The organism is Acidithiobacillus sp. (assembly GCF_049965315.1).
Classification (GTDB): domain Bacteria; phylum Pseudomonadota; class Gammaproteobacteria; order Acidithiobacillales; family Acidithiobacillaceae; genus Acidithiobacillus_B.
In genome coordinates this window covers 20,150-37,839 of sequence record NZ_JBMFWL010000017.1, presented here as the reverse complement: position 1 = coordinate 37,839, position 17,690 = coordinate 20,150, and the positions used below count along the sequence as shown (strand labels likewise).

Genomic DNA, 17,690 nt, shown 5'->3' with positions numbered 1-17,690 from the left:
GAGCCAAAAAACACCACGATGATTGTTGGAAAGGTAATCACCGATGCAGCTATGGAAAGTTTTCTGTTCCGTTCTATTTTGGCAATGTATTGTTTTTGCGCAAAGACCTCAAACTCCGTGGCCGAAATGTCCGGCAGCGTCTGTCTGAACTCATGGATTAATGATTCCACTGCTTCCTGGTCGTCACGGTTCATGGTCCGTCCCGTATTTGATCAATGTGTTGGAGCACGGATCTCCGTCCCTTGCCGATCGGCATGGCACCTGGGCGAGCGCTTGGCCGGCAGCCGGCGAAGATGGCGATGCCATTCTCCCATAGATCGGGCCAATCTGTCTGCCCCGGATGGCGCAGGCTGATTTGCAGCCGCGAAAAATGCGTTTCATCAGGGGGTGTCACATTGACGGAGGTACGCAGCCTGGTCAGCGCGCTCATCCAGACCGAAGAACGGGGCGGCGATCTCGGGCCGGTGTTGCAGGCGCAGGCGGAACAACGTCGTGAAGAGCGTTTCTTGCGTGCCGAGAAATTGGCCTTGGAAGCTCCGGTGAAGCTTCTGGCCCCCCTTGTGGTGTTCATTTTCCCGATCACCTTTCTGATGCTGGCCTTCGTCATCTATATGAAATTCATTCAGGAAGGCGGATTTTGAAGGTCGTGGGCGCGATCCGGCGCAATACGCAGGTTCTCTGGTCCGAGGTGGTTCTGGCCGCCGGTTTTTGGGGCCGATTGCAGGGCCTTTTAGGCAGGTCAGTGCTTCATGACGAACAAGGATTGCTGCTGATGCCCTGCGCGAGTGTGCATACTTGGGGTATGAGATTTCCTTTGGACATCGTGTTTCTGGATCGAGAGCAGACGGTCTTGGCCTGCCGTGAGGGAGTGAAGCCCTATGGACTAGAATTCTGTCGGGGGGCATGGGCCACCCTGGAAATCGCCGCAGGCAGCATTGCGCGCTTGGGGATTGCCGAGGGCCAGCGGCTGGAATGGAGTTCGATCAGCACGGAGAGCACGGCGGCATGAGCACCAGGTGGTGGCGATGTGCCGCCCGGTATTGCTGGGTATAGATGGTCTCTTGAGGTGTGAGCAGTCCAGCGCGCCTCAGCCTTGTGCCCACAGATAAAAACCGCGCAACAGCAATTGGGGAATGTGCTGTGTGGCGGGGAGGGTGGGAAGGAAGCGGGGGGCGTCGCCGCCGGTAAGGATGATCTGGGCATTGGGGGCGCGCTGGCGGTATTGGGTGATGGCACCTTGGAGGGCGCTGGCGAGCATGTGGTAGACCCCCGAGCGGATGCTGGCGGCGGTGTCGTTGCCGAGGAAGGGGATATCTCCCTCCGGGGACAAATCCGGCAGGAGGGCGGTGCCCTGGGCGAGGGCGAGCAGGCTCATGGTCAGGCCCGGCAAAATGCGGCCGCCCTGGAAGCGGCCTTGGGCGTAGAGGTCGATGGTGACGGCGGTGCCGGCGTCGATGACGATGCTGTCCTGATGGGGGTAGTCCAGGGCGGCGGCCAGGAGGCAGCAGCAGCGGTCGAAGCCAAGGCTGGCGGCGGGGGTGTAGGCGTGGGGCACCCGGCGCTGGAAGACGGCGGGATCGGGTTCGCGCGCCGGGATGCCCAGGCGGCTGAGAGTCTGCGCCCAGGCTTGGGCGGCATGGGGGACGACGCCGCCGAGGAATACTGACTCTTGGCGCAGCTTTTCCGGCCAGGGGGCGGGAAGCTGGCCGGGATCGGCGGCTGCCGTGGGCAGGCGCAGAACGGCGAAATGCTTCCCGTCCGTGCTTTCGGCCAGGAGGGCGTGGGTGTTGCCGATGGCGATGAGGATCATGGCGCGGCCGCGGGACGCAGGCTCGCCTCGCCCATGGCGATGGTGTGGAGACCGCTCTCGTCCTCCAGGATGAGCCGACCGTGCATATCGATCCCTTGCGCCCGGCCATGCCGGACGCCGTTCGGTGCGGAGACCTGCACCCGGCGTCCGGCCAGGCAATCGGCCTCTTGCCAGCGGGAGAGAAAGGCGGTGAATCCTTCTTCTCCGTAGCGGCGCAGATCGGCTTCCCATTGCGCCAGGATGCCGCCGGCGAGGGCGTTGCGATCCATTTTTACGTCCAGATCGTGCAGGCTGACGGCCCCGGGGGGCAGGGCGGGGTCGGCGTGGACGTTGAGGCCAAGGCCGATGATGAGGCGGGGCTGGCCCATTTGGGAAATGGCCTCGACGAGAATGCCCGCCAGCTTGCGTTCGTTTACCCAGAGATCGTTGGGCCATTTGACGCCCAGGCCGGGAATCCCGAGGGAATGCAGGACCTGATAGACGCTCAGGGCGGCCACCAGGGCCACGCTGCCCTGCTCGGGGAGGGCAGCGACGGGCCAGGAGAGGCTGAGGTAGAGGTGGCGGCCGAAGGGGGAGGACCAGCGCCGGCCGCGCCGCCCCCTGCCGGCCCATTGCCCTTCGCAGAGGAGTGCCCGTGGTCCCGGATGGAGGCGGCGCAGCCGCTCGTTGCTGGAGTCGCACCACGGCAGGACGACGACCAGGGCCGGGTCCCAGCCGGCTCCTTGGGCGACGGCAGCAGCCCGCAGGGGGGGGTAAGGATAGTGCAGACGCAGTTGCCCGCCTTCTTCCCTTTGGAGGGGCAGGCCCCAGTGTCCGGCCTCGGCCAGCGCTTTTTCCAAAGACGCTGCAGCCAGGGGCAGGGCGCAGGGTGGGTGGGGAAGACCGTCGGCGAGGATCGCCAGCAGGGCGAGCAGGTCCGCCGACGGCCCCTGTTCAGGCGCGGATATGGCCATCTCCCAGGACGATCCATTTCTGGGTGGTGAGGCCTTCCAGGCCTACGGGGCCGCGCACGTGCAGGCGGTTGGTGGAGATGCCGATTTCGGCGCCCAGGCCGTACTCGAAGCCGTCGGCGAAGCGGGTGGAGGCGTTGACCATGACGGAACTGGAGTCCACCTCGCGCAGGAAGCGCTGGGCGCTGCCCAGGTCCTCGGTGAGGATGGCGTCGGTGTGCTGGGAGCCGTAGGTGTTGATGTGGGCGATGGCGGCGTCGAGCCCGTCCACCACCTTGACCGAGATGATGGGGCCCAGGTATTCCGCGTAATAATCGTCTTCGCCGGCGGCGATGGCGCCGGGGATGAGGGGCAGGCTGCGGGGGCAGGCGCGGATCTCGATGCCCTTCCCCTGCAGGGCCTGGGCGATGGCCGGGAGGAGATCGCCCGCGCGCGCGGCATGGACCAGGAGGCTCTCGGCGGTGTTGCAGGTGCCCAGGCGCTGGGTCTTGGCGTTCACCACCACGCGCAGGGCCTTGTCCGGGTCGGCGCTGGCGTCCACGTAGACGTGGCAGTTGCCATGGAGATGCTTGATGACCGGTACGGTGGCCTCCCGGCTGATGCGCTCGATGAGGCCCTTGCCGCCCCGGGGAATGACCACGTCCACGAAGGCATCCATGCGGACGAGCACGCTCACGGCCTCGCGGTCGGCGGTGCCCACGTACTGCACCGCGTCCAAGGGCAGGCGGGCGCGGCCGAGGGCGGCGCGCAGGCGTTCGGCGATGGCCATGTTGCTGTGCAGGGACTCGGAGCCGCCGCGGAGGATGACGGCGTTGCCCGACTTGAGGCAGAGGCCGGCGGCGTCGGCGGTGACGTTGGGGCGGGATTCGTAGATCATGGCGATGACGCCGATGGGGACGCGCATCTTGCCCACCTGGATGCCGCTGGGACGATAGCGCAGGTCGGTGATCTCGCCCACGGGGTCGGGCAGGGCGGCGACCTCCTCCAGACCTTTGGCCATGGCCTCGATGCGCCCCTCATCCAGGCGCAGGCGGTCGAGAAAGGCGGCATCGCGCCCACCCTCTTCGGCAACGCGCAGATCCTTGCGGTTGGCCCGCTGGAGGTCGTCGGCATCGCGGCGCAGGAATTCGGCCATGCTGGCCAGGGCTTCATTCTTGGCGCCGGTTTTGGCCCGCTGCAACTGGTTCTGGGCGGCGCGGGCGCGGGTGCCGATCTTGTCCATTTCGCTCTGGATATCCACAGGGGTCTCCTTGCTGGGCATGGGGGACGTGGGCTCAATGGGCCTTATTGTGCCCGCTCGGGCCGGGGCCGGCAATGCGCAGGACCAGATCCGCCAGGGCGGGCCAGACGGGGGTGGGGTCCTGGCCCTTGATGCGGGCGTCAACGGCGGCGCAATCCTGCAGGGCCGTGAGCAGGCTGGCGGTGCTCAGGCGGCGGGCAGCATTGCGCAGCCAGTCCTGCCGCGGGGGGAAGATGCGCGCCTTGTTGAACAGACTGCCGGCCTGAACCTGGGGGTCCTGCAATTGCAGGAGCAGTCGGCAGTCCCGGTGCAGGGCCCAGAGGCAGAGGGTCGGCTCGCCGTCGCCTTGGCGCAGGCGGTCCAGGATGCGCAGGGCATGGCGCGGCTCGCCGCGCAGGGCGGCGTCGGCGAGATCGTAGATGCTGAACTGGCTGCTGTCGGCCAGCACCGCCCGCACCGCCGCCGCATCCACCTGCCCCTTGCCCATCAACTGCTGCAGGCGGGCGATGGACTGGCTGCAGGCCAGCAGATTGCCTTCGCTGAGGCTGCTGAGGACCTGCACTGCCTCGGCATCGGCGTGCAGACCCGCCTGAGCGAGGCGCGCCTCGACCCAGCGCGGCCAGTCTTTCCCCTCCGGGGCGTAGAGGATGAGGGTATGGCCCTTGCTCTCCAGGGTCTTGAACCAGACGCTCTTCTGGGTGTTGGCATCGGGGCGGGCGCCGCTGATGACGAGGATGACATCCTCTGGCGGCGATGCGAGCCAGTAATCCAGCGCCGCCGCCCCTTCCCGGGGGGGCTTGGGGCTATCCAGGCGCAACAGCAGGACGCGGCGCTCGGCAAAGAGGGAGCCGGCATCACGCTCGTCTTTCATGCGCTCCCAGGGCGCGGTGTTCCCACCGTTCAGGCGCTCGCGCTGGGCGTAGCCCTGTTGCCGGGCGGCGGCCAGGAGGGCGTCTTCGGCCTCCTGGGTGAGAAGGGGATCGTCGGCGAAAAGGCCGTAGGCGCTGGCCAGGGTGCCGCGCAGATGAGCCGACCACTGGGCCGCCTTGAGGCGCATGGCTTAGGGCCGGGCCTCGCGGAAGCGGGGGCTGTTGAGCACGCGGGCCAGGATTTGCTGGGCCGCCTGGCGGAGCATCGTGCGTTGCGCGGTGTTCTGTTGCTCGCTGGTGGCCAGCGGATTGGCGCTGTTGAAGCTGAAGCTGTTTTCCAGGAGGAGCGGCTGCGGCGGCAGCAGGGTCTTGCCGTCCGCCCCGACAACGCTGATTTCGGCGCGCAGGGTGTTGAGGAACTCCACGGCGGCGCCGCTCGTCGGACTGATGCTGATGATGCGCTGGCTGATGCCGGCATTGTCGATGCGTAGCACCGGACCGGTCTTCTGCGGGTAATTGCCCTCCCGCTCCAGTGCCCTGGCCGTTGCCTGGGCGAGGCTGCCTCCCGCCGGACCGTTGCCTTCCACCCGCAGGCCCGCCAGGGTTGGCGGAATGCTGGCGCCATCCTGCAGGTGAAAGCCGCAGGCGCTCAGGCTGAGGGCGAGGCCCATGGCCAGCAGCAGCCGTTTCATTGGGCCACCACATTCACGAGGCGGCCCGGCACGACCACCACCTTGCGCACGCTCAGTCCCGCCAGATGCTTCTGCAGCGGAGGGTAGGCCAGGACCAGGGCCTCGGTGCTCCCGGCATCGGCATCGGCGGGCACCTCCAGGCGTTCCCGCAGCTTGCCGTTGACCTGAATGACGAGGGTGACGGTGCTGCTTTGGAGGGCTTCCGGGTCGGCGTTGGGCCAGGGGGCGAAGCTGAGTTCCCCCTCCTGCCCAAGCCGTCGCCAGAGGGCCTCGGCAATGTGCGGCGCGAAGGGCGAGAGGAGCAGCGCCATGGAGCGCAAGCCCTCCCCGAGCACGGCGCGGAGATCCGCCGGGGCGTCGCCGGGTACTTTCATCAGCGCATTGTTGAGCTCCATGATGGCGGCAATGGCGGCGTTGAAATGGTAGCGTCCATCCATGTTGCTGCTGACCCGGTCGATGCACTGATGGACGAGCCGGCGCAGGTCCCGGGCCTCGGCCGAAAGGGTCGCCGGCAGGGGCGGCGGTGTCTGGCCGTATTCATGGACCAGGCGCCAGACCCGGTTGAGGAAGCGATAGGCCCCCTCCACCGCCGTGTCGGACCACTCCAGGTGTTGCTCCGGCGGCGCGGCAAAGAGGATGAAGAGCCGGGCCGTGTCCGCGCCATAGCGGTCGATGAGGCCCTGGGGATCCACGGTGTTGCCCTTGGACTTGCTCATCTTGCTGCCGTCCTTGAGCACCATGCCCTGGGTCAGGAGGCGGCGGAAGGGTTCATCGTGGGCGCCATCCGCCGGGAGCAGGCCGGTGTCCCGCAGGAGCTTATTGAAAAAACGTGCGTAGAGCAGGTGCAGAACGGCATGTTCGACACCGCCGATGTACTGATCCACCGGCAGCCAGCGGGCAGCGCGCTCATCCAGCATGGCGGCGGCATCCGGGCAGGTGAAGCGGGCGTAGTACCAGGAACTCTCCACGAAGGTGTCCATGGTGTCCGTTTCCCGCCGCGCCTCGCCACCGCACTGGGGACAGGGTACCCGGTAAAACTCGGGGTCGTCCAGGAGCGGGGAGCGGGGGTTGTCCAAGTGGTAATGGGTGGGCAGGACCACGGGCAGGTCTTGTTCGGGCACCGGTACCACGCCGCAGCGGGGGCAGTGGATCATGGGGATGGGGGTACCCCAATAGCGCTGCCGGGAGATGCCCCAATCGCGCAGGCGGTAGTTCACCGTTTTCTGCCCGAGGCCCACTGCCGCTACGGCGGCGGTGATGCGGGCCTTGGCCGTCTCGTTGTCCAACCCGTCGTAGATGCCGGAATGGACGAGGCGGCCCGACCCGGTGTAGGCCTGCTCGAGGATGCCGGATGGGATTTCCTCTCCCTCCGGGACCACCACCACCTGGATCGGCAGGCCGTATTTCCGGGCAAACTCGAAGTCCCGCTGATCGTGGGCGGGTACGCTCATGACGGCGCCCTCGCCATAGCCCATGAGGACGAAATTGGCCACCCAGACGGGCAGGGGTTGGCCGGTCAGGGGATGGTGCACGGTGATGCCGGTGGGATGGCCCTCTTTTTCCTGGGTTTCCATCGTCGCTTCGGAGACGGCCACATGCCGGCAGCGTTCGAGGAAGGCGGCCAGTTCTGGTTGCGTCCGGGCGGCCGCCAGGGCCAGCGGGTGTTCCGGCGCGATGGCGAGATAGGTGGCCCCCAGGAGGGTGTCGGGACGGGTGGTGAAGACCTTGATGCCGCCCTCGCCGGTAGTCAGGGGGAACTGGATCTCCGCGCCTTCCGAACGGCCGATCCAGTTGCGCTGCATGCTCAAGACCTGCTCCGGCCAGCCTTCGGCCAGATGCTCCAGGTCGCTCAGGAGTTCGTCGGCATAGGCGGTGATGCGCAGAAACCACTGGCGGATCTCGCGCCGCTCCACCACGGCCCCGGAACGCCAGCCGCGCCCGTCCACCACTTGTTCATTGGCCAGCACCGTCTGGTCCACCGGGTCCCAGTTGACGGTGCCGAGTTTCTGGTAGACCAGGCCCTTTTCCCAGAGCCGCACAAAGAGCCATTGCTCCCAGCGATAATATTCCGGTGTACAGGTGGCAAACTCCCGCGACCAATCGTAGGACAGCCCCAGCCGCTGCAGTTGCCCGCGCATGTGGGCGATGTTGTCGAGGGTCCACTGCGCCGGGGCCAGGCCGTGTTTCAGGGCGGCGTTTTCCGCCGGCAGGCCAAAGGCGTCCCAGCCCATGGGCTGGAGCACCTGCCTGCCGCGCATGCGTTGGTAGCGGGCAATGGCGTCGCCAATGCTGTAATTGCGCACGTGGCCCATGTGCAACTGGCCCGAAGGATAGGGGAACATGGACAGGCAGTAGAATTTTTCGCCCGGGGCATCGTCCACGGCGCGGAAAAGCTGCTGTTCCTGCCAACGGCGCTGCACCTCGCCTTCCAGTGTCTGCGGGGAATAAGGGGGGGTATCCTGGCTGGTCATGGCTCCTGGGGATCTCGAAGGAGAAGTGGGTCAAGGGAACATCATAAGGGCACTTCGAAAAACTGCAAACGCACCCCGTCATGGGGGCTGCCGGCCGCAGGGTGCCATAGCCCGGGAGCCCATCGCAAGGATCGGCTAGCCCTTGCAGGCGCGGAGGGATGGGCATTCGCCTCCCTCTCTCTGCCCGCCGCTGCGGAATTTCCTCCGCAGGCGGCGTTTGGACAATATTTTCCAGACCCGCAAAAGAGGAACGGCGATGGAAAATATCCGCCTCAGCGCCGACGAGCAAGGGATCGAGAGAGAGGCGGAAAAGGCCAGGGGCCTGCTGCTGAAAGATCTGCTTTTTAAAAGTGCCATGATGATGAATGCTGAATATCTTTACCCCGGCGCAAGGGCGAGTGAGTTCTCGGCGGGTGCTGTGCCGCCGGGCAACATTTCCGGATGCTCCGGTCGGCCCCCCTTCCATTTTTATCGGGAGGCGCGGATCCAGTCACTGGAAAACGGCTAGACCGGGGTTGTCTGTGGGTTTGTTGCAACGATTGTTGGGTTATGGATAAACACTATTACCCATCTCTTCTGAACAATATTTATTTCTTTTCAACTGAATATTAGCAAATGATAACAACGCATTAAGATCATTTGTAACCCATGTGTTGATGATACTTGCCATCTCCGCCATGATGCGTTACGGTGAAAATGCAAGCGGATTTGGATCGGCATCTGGAGATGTCGGTCTGGTGAAGATTGTGCTTGCGCTTGCTTGCTGTAATCGCCGATATGAGGAGGAATATTATGCAGTTTCGACTATGGAGTGTGATGGTTGGTCTTGGTTTATTTGTTGCGGGAGCCGGTTGGGCGATGGCCAATACGGAGATGCCGATGTCCGGCCCCCAGCAGCAATCGTCCCCGATGGGAATGAGCGCTGGACAGGGTCCGTCCGCATCGTCGCCCATGGGTCCTGCACAAGGCCAGGGTTCGCCGGCGGTGAGCCAGGCCGAGGTCCAGCGTTTCGCTGCCGCCGTTACCCAGATCAAGCCTTTGAATGAGCAGATCCATCACGATCTGGGGGCAAAAAGCGTGTCCGCGGCGCAGCGGGAAACCTTGATGAAGCAGTATGGTGCCAAGGTTCAGGCGGTGCTTTCTGCCCATCACCTTACGGTGCAGGAATACGGCGACCTCATGAATAAGGCACAGACCGATCCAACCTTTGCACAGCAGGTGGAGGCCGCCATCAAGGCCCATCCATAAAACCGGCCCCGGGTTCGCCGGGGTGGATCCGGTATCGGGGAGACGCGGATACCGGCGGCAGGAATGGCCCGATTCGGCGCGACCCATTGCGCAAAATCGGGCCATTGGCGCGCTACGCAAAGGGGTTTAGACTACGCTCCAGGAAAATTGCGCGAAAAATGGGGGCGGACGGGACGATATGGCAGGATTGCCGGAGATCGAATTACTGAAAGAGAGGCTCAAGCGGGCCATGCTGCACAAGCGGATAGGCGCCCTGCAGATCAGCAACGCCCGGGGTGAGCAGGTGGCCGATGGCGCGGGCATGGAAGACGAGGCGCTCAAGGGGCGGGAAATCACCGATGTGCGCCGCTACGGCCATTACCTCTTCCTGGAGTTGAACCGCCAGGACATTCTGGCCATGAACCTTGGCGGCGAACTGACGGGAGATCTGGAACGCGGCCCGGCGGCGGTCGAGGGGGAAGAAGGCCAGCGGGGGGCGCTGGAGATTCATCTCAACGGCAATAACCGCCTGCGCCTGCAGGGGACCCAGTTGCACAATCGCCTGCGGCTCCTGGACGAAAATGCCGATGTCGATTTCCTTACCAAGCTAGGGCCCGATCCGCTGCTGGTGCATGACGGCCTCGGCGTTTTGCGCGACGCCCTGGCGCGACGGCGGAGCGCCGTGCGGAACATCCTCCTGGATGATGCCTTTGTGCCGGGGATTGGCGGCACCTGGGCCGATGAGATCCTCTTTCAGGCCCGCATCCGCCCTGATCGAACGGCCCCGAGTCTCAGCGAGGAAGAGCGTGGCCGGCTCCTGGAGCAGATTCCACGGGTGCTGGAGCGGGCGGTGCGCTGTCAGGCCAAGCCTAGCCTCTTGCCCAAGACCTATCTCACCCGCCATCACCAGGACGGGCATTGTCCAAGCTGTGGCGGGCCACTGGAGACGCTGGCGGTGGGCGGCAAGAACGCCCTCTTTTGCCCGGCCTGCCAGCAGTAGGGCTGGCCGGATTGCGGAGCGGCGCCTGTTTCCCGAGCCGCTCCGCCATCGGGTTACTTGTGCCGCCAGGGTAGACCCGCCGCCTTCCAGCCTTCCACCGTTCCCCGCACACCCTCTTCGTTGGGCCGCCCCTCCAGGCCGCCCAGGATGTTGTAACAGTGCTGGTAGCCGAGGGCGGCCAGGTGTTCGGCGGCCGCCAGGGAGCGCCCGCCGGTGCGGCAGAGCAGGAGCAGCAGGTCGCCGGGTTGGGCATGCTGGGTGATTTCAGTGGTGAAGTGGGGATTGGGGGTCATGCCCGGATAGAGTTGCCAGGGGACATGGCAACAACCGGGAACCAGCCCGGCAAAATCCAGTTCCGGATGGGATCGCACATCAATGAGCAGGGCCTTGGGGTTGGCCTGGAGGATGGCATGCGCTTCCTCCGGGGTCAGGTCTCCCGCATGGATCTTGCCGCTGGCCTGCGTGCGCGCATGGGCGCGGGACAAAATTTCATCGATGGTGGGCTGCATTTTTCACCTCGTTTAGCGATAATTGCCCTGATGGCGGGATCTTGTTTCTTGTTTTACACTGCAAACAAGACCGGATGAAAAATTATACAACGATTATATAGGTGGAAGGAATCCCTGGGCACGGCCGGGAATCGTGGTTCATCAATTGGCATGGGTGCTTGGCGTGAATTTGCCATGAGGCGGAGCAAGGGCGTGGCGACAGTGGAACCGGTGAGCCGCAAGGAGCGGGGGCGACAGAATCTGCGCATCACCCTGATGGGTGCGGCCACCAATGTCGCGCTCTTTTTTATCAAGCTGGCGGGAGGTATTTTCGGCCACTCCCAGGCGCTGGTGGCCGATGCCGTCCATTCCCTGTCGGACCTTCTCTCGGACTTTGGCCTGATCCTGGCCATGCGTTTCAGCAGCCAGCCCCCGGATCAGGAGCACCCTTACGGTCATGAGCGCTTCGAAACCCTCGCCGCGCTGGCCACCGGCTCCCTGCTGGCGGTCAACGGCGCCTGGATTGGGGTGGAGGCGGTGCAACGCCTGCTTGCCGGACACTTCGTCGTCCCCGCTAGCTGGACGCTATACATCGCTGCCTTTGCCATTGTCGCCAAGGAAACCCTGTACCAGCTCACCATCCGTGTGGCTCGCCGCAACCGTTCTGCCGCATTGCGCGCCAACGCCTGGGATCATCGCACGGACGCCATCTCCAGCGTCATCGTCTTCATCGGTATTGGCGGCAGTCGGCTGGGCTTCCCCTATCTCGATTCCGTAGTGGCCCTGGTGGTTGCGCTGATGGTCCTGCGCATCGGTGCGGTGACGGCCTGGGAGGCCATTCAAGAATTGGCGGATCGTGGTCTGGACGATGCCACCCTGCAGGAAATCCGCGCGATCATCCTTGGCACTGAAGGGGTGCGCGACCTGCATCTGCTCAAGACCCGCAAGATGGGTCATCAAGCCCTGGCCGAGGTGCATCTGCAGGTGGCGCCGACCCTGAGCGTTTCCGAAGGGCATCAGATCGCCGAGCGGGTGCGCATGGTCCTGTTGCGGCAGGTGACGGACCTCATGGATGCCACCATTCATATCGACAGCGAGAATGATGAGCAGGGCTCGCCGGTCTTGCCGGCGCGCAGCCAGATCGAGGCGGCCATCCGGCAGGCGCTCCTGGCCGCCCAGTTGCCTCTGCCTGAACAGGTGACCCTGCACTATCTCGGTGGTAGTGTCGAGGCCCGTCTGCAGTATCTCTTGCCGTCGGCGGGGGCTTTGGATAGCCTTCACCAGCAGGAGTGGTCTATTCATCGTGCCTTGGACGGCGGGATTCCCGGGGTAGTCCGGATTGGCGTATTGTGGCGCCATGGCGACAGCGGAGACCGGATCCGTTTCGCCTCATGATGGTGCAACTCCAGATTGGCTGCACAAAAACGGTGCGGTCCATTGGAAGGGATCACATGTTTCATGATCAGGATGCCGGTTGGATAGCGGATGGCATGATATTTGTTTACATTATGGGCTACGAAACGGAATAGTTTTCAAACATAGAGGAGATGGCAATGGGTTACAATCCCGCTGATGTGGTCAAACTGATTCAGGACAAGGATGTCAAATTTGTTGATTTTCGCTTTACCGATACCAAAGGCAAGGAACAGCATGTCTCGGTGCCCGGCCACACCATTGAGGAAAAGACCTTTGTCGATGGCAAGGCCTTTGACGGCTCGTCCATCGCCGGCTGGAAAGGCATCAATGAATCGGACATGATCCTCCTCCCGGAAGCCGCCAGCGCCGTTCTCGATCCTTTCACCGACGAAACGACCCTGATCATCCGCTGCGATGTCATTGAACCGGCTACCGGCCAGGGCTATGAGCGCGATCCGCGCTCCGTGGCCAAGCGCGCCGAGGCCTATCTCAAGAGCACCGGCATTGCCGATAGCGCCCTGTTCGGGCCGGAAAACGAATTCTTTGTCTTCGACTCCGTGACCTGGAACATTGATATGAGCGGCTGCGGCTACAAGGTCGACTCCGAAGAGGCCGCGTGGAACTCGGGCAAGGAGTACGAATCCGGCAACATGGGCCACCGGCCGGGGGTCAAGGGTGGTTATTTTCCCGTACCACCGGTGGATTCCGCCCAGGACCTGCGTTCGGCCATGTGCCTGGCCATGGAAGAAATGGGCCTGTCCGTCGAAGTGCATCACCATGAAGTGGCCACGGCCGGCCAGCACGAGATCGGCGTGGCTGCCAACACCCTGACCCGCAAGGCCGACGAGGTGCAGATCCTCAAGTACGTGATCCACAATGTCGCCGCTGCCTACGGTCAGACCGCCACCTTCATGCCCAAGCCCATTGTCGGCGACAACGGCAGCGGCATGCATGTGCATATGTCCCTGAGCAAGGACGGCAAGAATCTCTTTGCCGGCGACCTCTACGGCGGTCTTTCGGAGACGGCCCTCTATTACATCGGCGGCATCATCAAGCATGCCAAGGCCATCAACGCCCTCACCAATCCCAGCACCAACAGCTACAAGCGCCTGGTGCCCCACTTCGAGGCCCCGGTCCTTCTGGCCTACTCGGCGCGCAACCGTTCCGCCTCCATCCGCATCCCCTTTGTGACCAACCCCAAGGGCCGGCGTATCGAGGTGCGCTTCCCGGATTCGACCGCGAACCCCTATTTCGCGTTTACCGCCATGCTGATGGCGGGCCTGGACGGGATCCAGAACAAGATCCATCCGGGAGACGCCATGGACAAGAACCTCTATGACCTGCCGCCCGAAGAGCTCAAGGACATCCCCGGCGTCTGCGCTTCTCTGGAGGAGGCCCTGCATGCCCTGGAAGCCGACCATGAGTTCCTGATGAAGGGCGGTGTATTCAGCGAGAGCTGGCTGGAAGGGTATCTGGACGTGAAATGGGCGGAGGTGCAGACCTTGCGCATGACCACCCATCCGGTGGAGTTTCAGATGTACTACAGCCTCTGAGTCCTGCTAAGCGCCTTCCCTGACGGGAGGCGTGTGTCTAGCGGCCCCGCTTCGGCGGGGCTTTCTTATTGTCCGGGCCGCGGGCTTTGCTGCCTTGGTCCTGAAAACACCTCCGCCAACGGCAGGATCGCCGGGGCCAGGTTGACAGCAGGCGGGAAGGCACCCATATAGTGCGTTATGCAGAGGGAGGGCACTGTTTTGCACGCGAAATCGTTATCCATGACTGGGAAAAGGGCCAAGGTGAGGACGGCTGCCGGTGCGGCCAGCGCCGGACTGGGGCTCGCCATCGTCTTGGCGGGCTTGCTGGGCAGTGCCGCAAGCGGTGCCGATACCATTTATCGCTGGGTAGGGGCGCATGGGGTGGCCAGCTATGGCAACACGCCGCCGCCGGGCGCCAAGGATGTCCAAGTGGTGTCCGGCGCGCCCACGGAGGAGGTGAGCACTCCGACCGGTGCGGCGAGTCCGGCGGCTGCGCCCGCCGCAACGGCCCCAGTCATTTCCGCGCCAAAACCGGCGGTGAATCCCGCCCTGCAGCAGATGGAAGCGCAACTTGCCGCCGCCCGCCTGCAATTGCTGCAGGCGACCAAGGCCTATGAGGAAGGGAAGGCGGTGCGCCTGGGTAACGAAAGAAACTATGTCCGTTATCAGGAAAGGGTCAATGGCCTCAAAAATCAGATGGATGCCGCGCAGTTGCGGGTGATCCTGCTGCAGCGCCAGATCCAGCAGATGGTCAGTGTGCCCAGTGCGGATCAGGCGGGCGCTGCGGCGCATTAGGCGATCCAGACCACGCTCGGGGCGGCAGCATTCCTGGGGAACGCCGCTGCCCATCCGCAGCCGCCCGGGTGGACGGGATGGCCGGAGAGTGAAGTGATGGACCGACTCCACGCGGATGGCTTACCATGGGTTCCGCCAATCGGTATCGACCCAGGGAGACCCAGGAATGCCCCGTTTTCTGCTGAGTAACGATGACGGGTATCTGGCGCCGGGCCTTGCGGTCCTTGCCGAGGCCATGGCCCCCTTGGGGGAAGTGGTGGTGGTGGCCCCCGAGCAGGACCGCAGCGGGGCCAGCAACTCGCTCACCCTCGACCGCCCCCTGCGCTTGCGGCGCGGCTTCAATGGCTTCCATTATCTGGTGGGCGGAACCCCCACCGATTGCGTTCACCTGGCGGTCACGGGGCTTTTCGCCGAGGCGCCGGACATGGTCATTTCCGGCATCAATCGGGGTGCCAACATGGGCGATGACGTACTCTATTCGGGGACCGTGGCGGCGGCCATGGAGGGGCGCTTCCTGGGCCTCCCGGCCCTTGCCGTTTCCTTGGCCGGCAAGGACTGTACCCATTATGCGACGGCGGCCCAGGTGCTGGTCGGGCTGGTGGAAAGACTGTTGCACAGCCCCTTGCCCGCCGATACCATTCTCAATGTCAATGTGCCGGATCTGCCCTTTGCCCGCTTGCGGGGTACCGAAGTGACCCGCCTGGGCCGCCGCCATAAGAGCGAGGCCGTGATCCCCGCCCAGGATCCGCGGGGCGAGCAGGTGTACTGGATTGGTCCTTCGGGCCGGGAGGCGGACGCCGGTCCGGGCACGGACTTCGATGCCGTGCGCCGTGCCTGCGTATCCATCACTCCACTGGATCTGGATATGACCCGTTATGCCTTTTTGGAGGATTTGAGCCGGTGGCTCACCCGTCCGCGCTCCTGAGCCCCGAAGTGGGGATGATCTCGCCGCGTACCCGTGCGCGCATGGTGCAGCGATTGCAGGCCGAGGGGATCGATGACGCGCGGGTTTTGGCCGCCATGGGACGGGTTCCCCGCCATCGCTTTGTGGCCCAGGCCCTGGCCGGCCGCGCCTATGAGCCGGTTTCCCTGCCCATCGGCTATGGACAGACCATTTCCCAGCCGTGGACCGTGGCGCGCATGACCGCGGCGGCGGCCGCCGCGGAGCCGTTGCAGCGAGTGCTGGAGGTGGGTACGGGTTCGGCCTATCAGACGGCGATCCTGGCGGCCCTGGCGGACGAAGTGTATAGCATCGAGCGGATCGAGCCCCTCCTGCTCCGCGCCCGGGAAAAGCTCGCCCAACTGGGGGTGGGCAACGTCCATCTGCGCCATGGTGACGGCGCCGCGGGCTGGGCCGAGGCGGGGCCCTTCGATGCCATAGTGATCACGGCGGCGGCGCCCTGGTCCTTGCCCGCGCTCTTTGCCCAACTCCGGCCGGATGGCCGCTTGGTCATGCCGGTGGCCGACGGCAGGGGGCAGCGCTTGCATGACCTGCGCTGGGATGGGCACACCGCCCATGAAAGGGATTTGGGGCCTTGCCATTTCGTGCCCCTGCTGGCGGGAACCGTTGCTGTAGCTTCAGGAGATCACGGATGGTGAATCGCGCGGAAGCGGAAGATGACGACGAGGTGATCCCGGAGGAGGCCGCGGAGGCCTTGGGCGGTGGGCCGGATGATGAGGTCTTGATGAGCATTCCCGCCGATATCCAGGATTGGGATGCGACTCGCTGTTATCTGCGCGAGATCGGCCATAGTCCGCTCCTGTCGGCTGCCGAGGAAATTGCCCTGGGCCAGCGGGTGCAGGCGGGCGATGCCGCCGCCCGCACCACCATGATCGAGAGCAATCTGCGTCTGGTGGTGCGCATTGCCCGCCGCTACGTCAATCGCGGCCTGCCGCTGCTGGACCTCATCGAAGAAGGCAACCTGGGCTTGATCCGGGCGGTGGAGAAGTTTGATCCGGAACGGGGTTTTCGCTTCTCCACCTATGCCACCTGGTGGATTCGCCAGAACATCGAGCGTGCCATCATGAATCAGACCCGCACCGTGCGTCTGCCCATCCACGTCATGAAGGAGCTGAGCGCCTGCCTGCGCGCCGCCCGTTGTCTTGGCCAGCGCCTCCAGCGCGTGCCCAGCGCCGAGGAGGTGGCGGCGGTCATGGAGCGGCCGGTGGCGGATGTGCGCGACTGTATGGAGCTGGACGGGCGGGTAAGCAGCCTGGAGGCCCCCATGGGGCGTGATGGGGATCAGTCCCTGGCGGATGTGCTGCCGGATGCCGACGGCTGTGGCCCGGAAGCGACCCTGGCCGACAAGGATCTGAACCATCAGTTGCGCGTCTGGATAGGGGCCTTGGGGGAGAAACATCGGCTCGTCCTGCAATGGCGCTTCGGCCTGGACGGGGGGGAAAGCGCCACCCTCGAAGAGGTGGGGGCGCGTATGGGGGTAACCCGCGAGCGCGTCCGGCAGATTCAGGTGGAGGCCCTGTTCGCCCTGCGCCATCGTCTGGAGAGCGAGGGGCTGTCGGCGGAATTCGTATTTACGAATCTCTGATTCCGGATACGCCCGTCGGCGGAGGGGTTTTTTTGCTCCGGCGGTCCTTGCCTGTTGTTCTACGGCTCATCCCGCTGGCAGGCGAAAACTCGCCCTGCGGGCTCAGACAGTTCGCCTGCCGGGCGCGGGCTTTCGCCTAGAACAACGACGGCGCGGGCCGAAGTCGCGGCAAAAACCCCTCCGCCGACGGGCAGGTCCGGCTCATGCCGAGATCGCTTTCAGGCGCCGGGGGGCAAGAGGGCGGCGACCACGTCGCGATCTTCGCCGACGAGGATGTTGTAGGTGCGGCAGGCGGCACTGGTGTCCATGATCTCCGGGTGCATGTTGCGTTCGCGCAGGGCGCGCAAGAGCGACCGGTCGGGAAAGCGCTGGCGGCTACCGGTGCCGAGCAGGAGGATTTGCGGGGCGCTGCCGTGGAAGCGGGCGAAATGCTCCGGACGCAGGTCGTCCATGCCCGCGGGTCCCCACGGGCTTTCTAGCCAGTCGGGGGCCACCAGCACGGCGCTGCCGTGGGTTACGCCGCGAATGACGATGCCCTGGGGTCCGTAGGCATGGATGACGTTGTGCAGTTCGTCCCGTTGCAGATGCAGTTTCATGGCGGATTTCCTCTTTTCAGATTGACAGGCCCGCGCCGCAAATCTATTGTCTAGCGGT

At 64.6% G+C, this 17,690-nt stretch carries 20 protein-coding genes; 11 read left to right on the top strand and 9 right to left on the bottom strand.

The genetic code is table 11. The annotated features are described in order from the left end of the window. The coding region (locus tag ACP5MM_RS06015) for a hypothetical protein (RefSeq protein ID WP_427934268.1) at window positions 1–194 on the bottom strand (194 nt) is incomplete at its 3' end. 201 nt (window positions 195–395) lie between these two features. Between ACP5MM_RS06015 and ACP5MM_RS06010 the strand changes: the two genes are divergently transcribed. Continuing rightward, on the top strand, window positions 396–641 hold the full coding sequence (locus tag ACP5MM_RS06010; RefSeq protein WP_427934267.1) for a type II secretion system F family protein: 246 nt from the start codon (window positions 396–398) through the stop codon (window positions 639–641). Window positions 642–646: 5 nt separating this feature from the next. Continuing rightward, on the top strand, window positions 647–1,009 hold the full coding sequence (locus ACP5MM_RS06005) for a DUF192 domain-containing protein (RefSeq protein WP_427932674.1): 363 nt from the start codon (window positions 647–649) through the stop codon (window positions 1,007–1,009). 78 nt (window positions 1,010–1,087) lie between these two features. Here the strand turns inward: ACP5MM_RS06005 and ACP5MM_RS06000 are convergent, their stop codons facing one another. Genes ACP5MM_RS06000 through leuS form a run of 6 tightly spaced genes read right to left on the bottom strand, consistent with a single transcriptional unit; the run spans window position 1,088 to window position 8,032 of the window. Continuing rightward, window positions 1,088–1,810, bottom strand: coding sequence for a type III pantothenate kinase (locus ACP5MM_RS06000; protein ID WP_427932671.1), 723 nt, complete (start codon window positions 1,808–1,810; stop codon window positions 1,088–1,090). After that, window positions 1,807–2,763, bottom strand: a complete 957-nt coding sequence (locus tag ACP5MM_RS05995; RefSeq protein WP_427932669.1) for a biotin--[acetyl-CoA-carboxylase] ligase — start codon at window positions 2,761–2,763, stop codon at window positions 1,807–1,809. The genes ACP5MM_RS06000 and ACP5MM_RS05995 overlap by 4 nt, the downstream gene beginning before the upstream one ends. Next, on the bottom strand, window positions 2,744–4,000 hold the full coding sequence (locus ACP5MM_RS05990) for a glutamate-5-semialdehyde dehydrogenase (protein ID WP_427934266.1): 1,257 nt from the start codon (window positions 3,998–4,000) through the stop codon (window positions 2,744–2,746). The genes ACP5MM_RS05995 and ACP5MM_RS05990 overlap by 20 nt, the downstream gene beginning before the upstream one ends. A gap of 34 nt (window positions 4,001–4,034) precedes the next feature. Continuing rightward, window positions 4,035–5,057, bottom strand: a complete 1,023-nt coding sequence (holA, locus tag ACP5MM_RS05985) for a DNA polymerase III subunit delta (protein WP_427932666.1) — start codon at window positions 5,055–5,057, stop codon at window positions 4,035–4,037. Between the two features lie 3 nt (window positions 5,058–5,060). Beyond that, window positions 5,061–5,561 (bottom strand): LPS assembly lipoprotein LptE, encoded by a 501-nt coding sequence (gene lptE / locus ACP5MM_RS05980; RefSeq protein WP_427932664.1) that lies wholly within the window; start codon window positions 5,559–5,561, stop codon window positions 5,061–5,063. After that, on the bottom strand, window positions 5,558–8,032 hold the full coding sequence (gene leuS, locus ACP5MM_RS05975) for a leucine--tRNA ligase (protein WP_427934265.1): 2,475 nt from the start codon (window positions 8,030–8,032) through the stop codon (window positions 5,558–5,560). The genes lptE and leuS overlap by 4 nt, the downstream gene beginning before the upstream one ends. A 256-nt stretch (window positions 8,033–8,288) precedes the next feature. Between leuS and ACP5MM_RS05970 the strand changes: the two genes are divergently transcribed. The 3 genes from ACP5MM_RS05970 (at window position 8,289) to ACP5MM_RS05960 (ending at window position 10,259) form a co-directional block, all read left to right on the top strand. Next, window positions 8,289–8,540, top strand: coding sequence for a hypothetical protein (locus tag ACP5MM_RS05970; RefSeq protein ID WP_427932660.1), 252 nt, complete (start codon window positions 8,289–8,291; stop codon window positions 8,538–8,540). Between the two features lie 284 nt (window positions 8,541–8,824). Further along, window positions 8,825–9,280, top strand: a complete 456-nt coding sequence (locus tag ACP5MM_RS05965) for a DUF4168 domain-containing protein (protein ID WP_427932659.1) — start codon at window positions 8,825–8,827, stop codon at window positions 9,278–9,280. A gap of 178 nt (window positions 9,281–9,458) precedes the next feature. Further along, a complete protein-coding gene (locus ACP5MM_RS05960; RefSeq protein ID WP_427932657.1) occupies window positions 9,459–10,259 on the top strand; it encodes a DNA-formamidopyrimidine glycosylase family protein in 801 nt (266 codons plus the stop codon). 53 nt (window positions 10,260–10,312) lie between these two features. Here the strand turns inward: ACP5MM_RS05960 and ACP5MM_RS05955 are convergent, their stop codons facing one another. Continuing rightward, the gene (locus ACP5MM_RS05955; protein ID WP_427932656.1) at window positions 10,313–10,768 is read right to left on the bottom strand and encodes a rhodanese-like domain-containing protein; all 456 of its coding nucleotides are present in this window, start codon (window positions 10,766–10,768) and stop codon (window positions 10,313–10,315) included. A 192-nt stretch (window positions 10,769–10,960) separates the two neighbouring features. Between ACP5MM_RS05955 and ACP5MM_RS05950 the strand changes: the two genes are divergently transcribed. The 6 genes from ACP5MM_RS05950 (at window position 10,961) to rpoS (ending at window position 17,036) form a co-directional block, all read left to right on the top strand. Beyond that, window positions 10,961–12,142, top strand: a complete 1,182-nt coding sequence (locus ACP5MM_RS05950) for a cation diffusion facilitator family transporter (protein ID WP_427932654.1) — start codon at window positions 10,961–10,963, stop codon at window positions 12,140–12,142. 158 nt (window positions 12,143–12,300) lie between these two features. Next, window positions 12,301–13,716 (top strand): glutamate--ammonia ligase, encoded by a 1,416-nt coding sequence (glnA, locus tag ACP5MM_RS05945; protein ID WP_427934264.1) that lies wholly within the window; start codon window positions 12,301–12,303, stop codon window positions 13,714–13,716. 240 nt (window positions 13,717–13,956) lie between these two features. Further along, complete coding sequence (locus ACP5MM_RS05940; protein WP_427932651.1) at window positions 13,957–14,490, top strand: DUF4124 domain-containing protein; 534 nt, start codon at window positions 13,957–13,959, stop codon at window positions 14,488–14,490. A gap of 166 nt (window positions 14,491–14,656) precedes the next feature. Beyond that, window positions 14,657–15,415, top strand: coding sequence for a 5'/3'-nucleotidase SurE (gene surE, locus ACP5MM_RS05935; RefSeq protein WP_427932649.1), 759 nt, complete (start codon window positions 14,657–14,659; stop codon window positions 15,413–15,415). Continuing rightward, entirely contained in the window at window positions 15,391–16,089 is a 699-nt protein-coding gene (locus tag ACP5MM_RS05930) for a protein-L-isoaspartate(D-aspartate) O-methyltransferase (protein ID WP_427932648.1), read from the top strand. Before surE ends, ACP5MM_RS05930 begins: the two co-directional genes overlap by 25 nt. Then, window positions 16,083–17,036, top strand: coding sequence for an RNA polymerase sigma factor RpoS (gene rpoS, locus ACP5MM_RS05925; protein WP_427932646.1), 954 nt, complete (start codon window positions 16,083–16,085; stop codon window positions 17,034–17,036). Before ACP5MM_RS05930 ends, rpoS begins: the two co-directional genes overlap by 7 nt. A 218-nt stretch (window positions 17,037–17,254) precedes the next feature. On the opposite strand, the gene ACP5MM_RS05920 is transcribed toward rpoS, so the two are convergent. Continuing rightward, complete coding sequence (locus ACP5MM_RS05920) at window positions 17,255–17,632, bottom strand: Mth938-like domain-containing protein (protein WP_427933064.1); 378 nt, start codon at window positions 17,630–17,632, stop codon at window positions 17,255–17,257. Window positions 17,633–17,690 lie beyond the last annotated feature (58 nt).

What these genes read in the sequence shown, in the direction of transcription:
- ACP5MM_RS06000 (WP_427932671.1), bottom strand. Translation starts at nt 1,810, where the DNA reads ATGATCCTCATCGCCATCGGCAACACCCACGCCCTCCTGGCCGAAAGC.
- ACP5MM_RS05995 (WP_427932669.1), bottom strand. Translation starts at nt 2,763, where the DNA reads ATGGCCATATCCGCGCCTGAACAGGGGCCGTCGGCGGACCTGCTCGCC.
- holA (WP_427932666.1), bottom strand. Translation starts at nt 5,057, where the DNA reads ATGCGCCTCAAGGCGGCCCAGTGGTCGGCTCATCTGCGCGGCACCCTG.
- lptE (WP_427932664.1), bottom strand. Translation starts at nt 5,561, where the DNA reads ATGAAACGGCTGCTGCTGGCCATGGGCCTCGCCCTCAGCCTGAGCGCC.
- leuS (WP_427934265.1), bottom strand. Translation starts at nt 8,032, where the DNA reads ATGACCAGCCAGGATACCCCCCCTTATTCCCCGCAGACACTGGAAGGC.
- ACP5MM_RS05970 (WP_427932660.1), top strand. Translation starts at nt 8,289, where the DNA reads ATGGAAAATATCCGCCTCAGCGCCGACGAGCAAGGGATCGAGAGAGAG.
- ACP5MM_RS05965 (WP_427932659.1), top strand. Translation starts at nt 8,825, where the DNA reads ATGCAGTTTCGACTATGGAGTGTGATGGTTGGTCTTGGTTTATTTGTT.
- ACP5MM_RS05960 (WP_427932657.1), top strand. Translation starts at nt 9,459, where the DNA reads ATGGCAGGATTGCCGGAGATCGAATTACTGAAAGAGAGGCTCAAGCGG.
- ACP5MM_RS05955 (WP_427932656.1), bottom strand. Translation starts at nt 10,768, where the DNA reads ATGCAGCCCACCATCGATGAAATTTTGTCCCGCGCCCATGCGCGCACG.
- glnA (WP_427934264.1), top strand. Translation starts at nt 12,301, where the DNA reads ATGGGTTACAATCCCGCTGATGTGGTCAAACTGATTCAGGACAAGGAT.
- surE (WP_427932649.1), top strand. Translation starts at nt 14,657, where the DNA reads ATGCCCCGTTTTCTGCTGAGTAACGATGACGGGTATCTGGCGCCGGGC.
- rpoS (WP_427932646.1), top strand. Translation starts at nt 16,083, where the DNA reads ATGGTGAATCGCGCGGAAGCGGAAGATGACGACGAGGTGATCCCGGAG.
- ACP5MM_RS05920 (WP_427933064.1), bottom strand. Translation starts at nt 17,632, where the DNA reads ATGAAACTGCATCTGCAACGGGACGAACTGCACAACGTCATCCATGCC.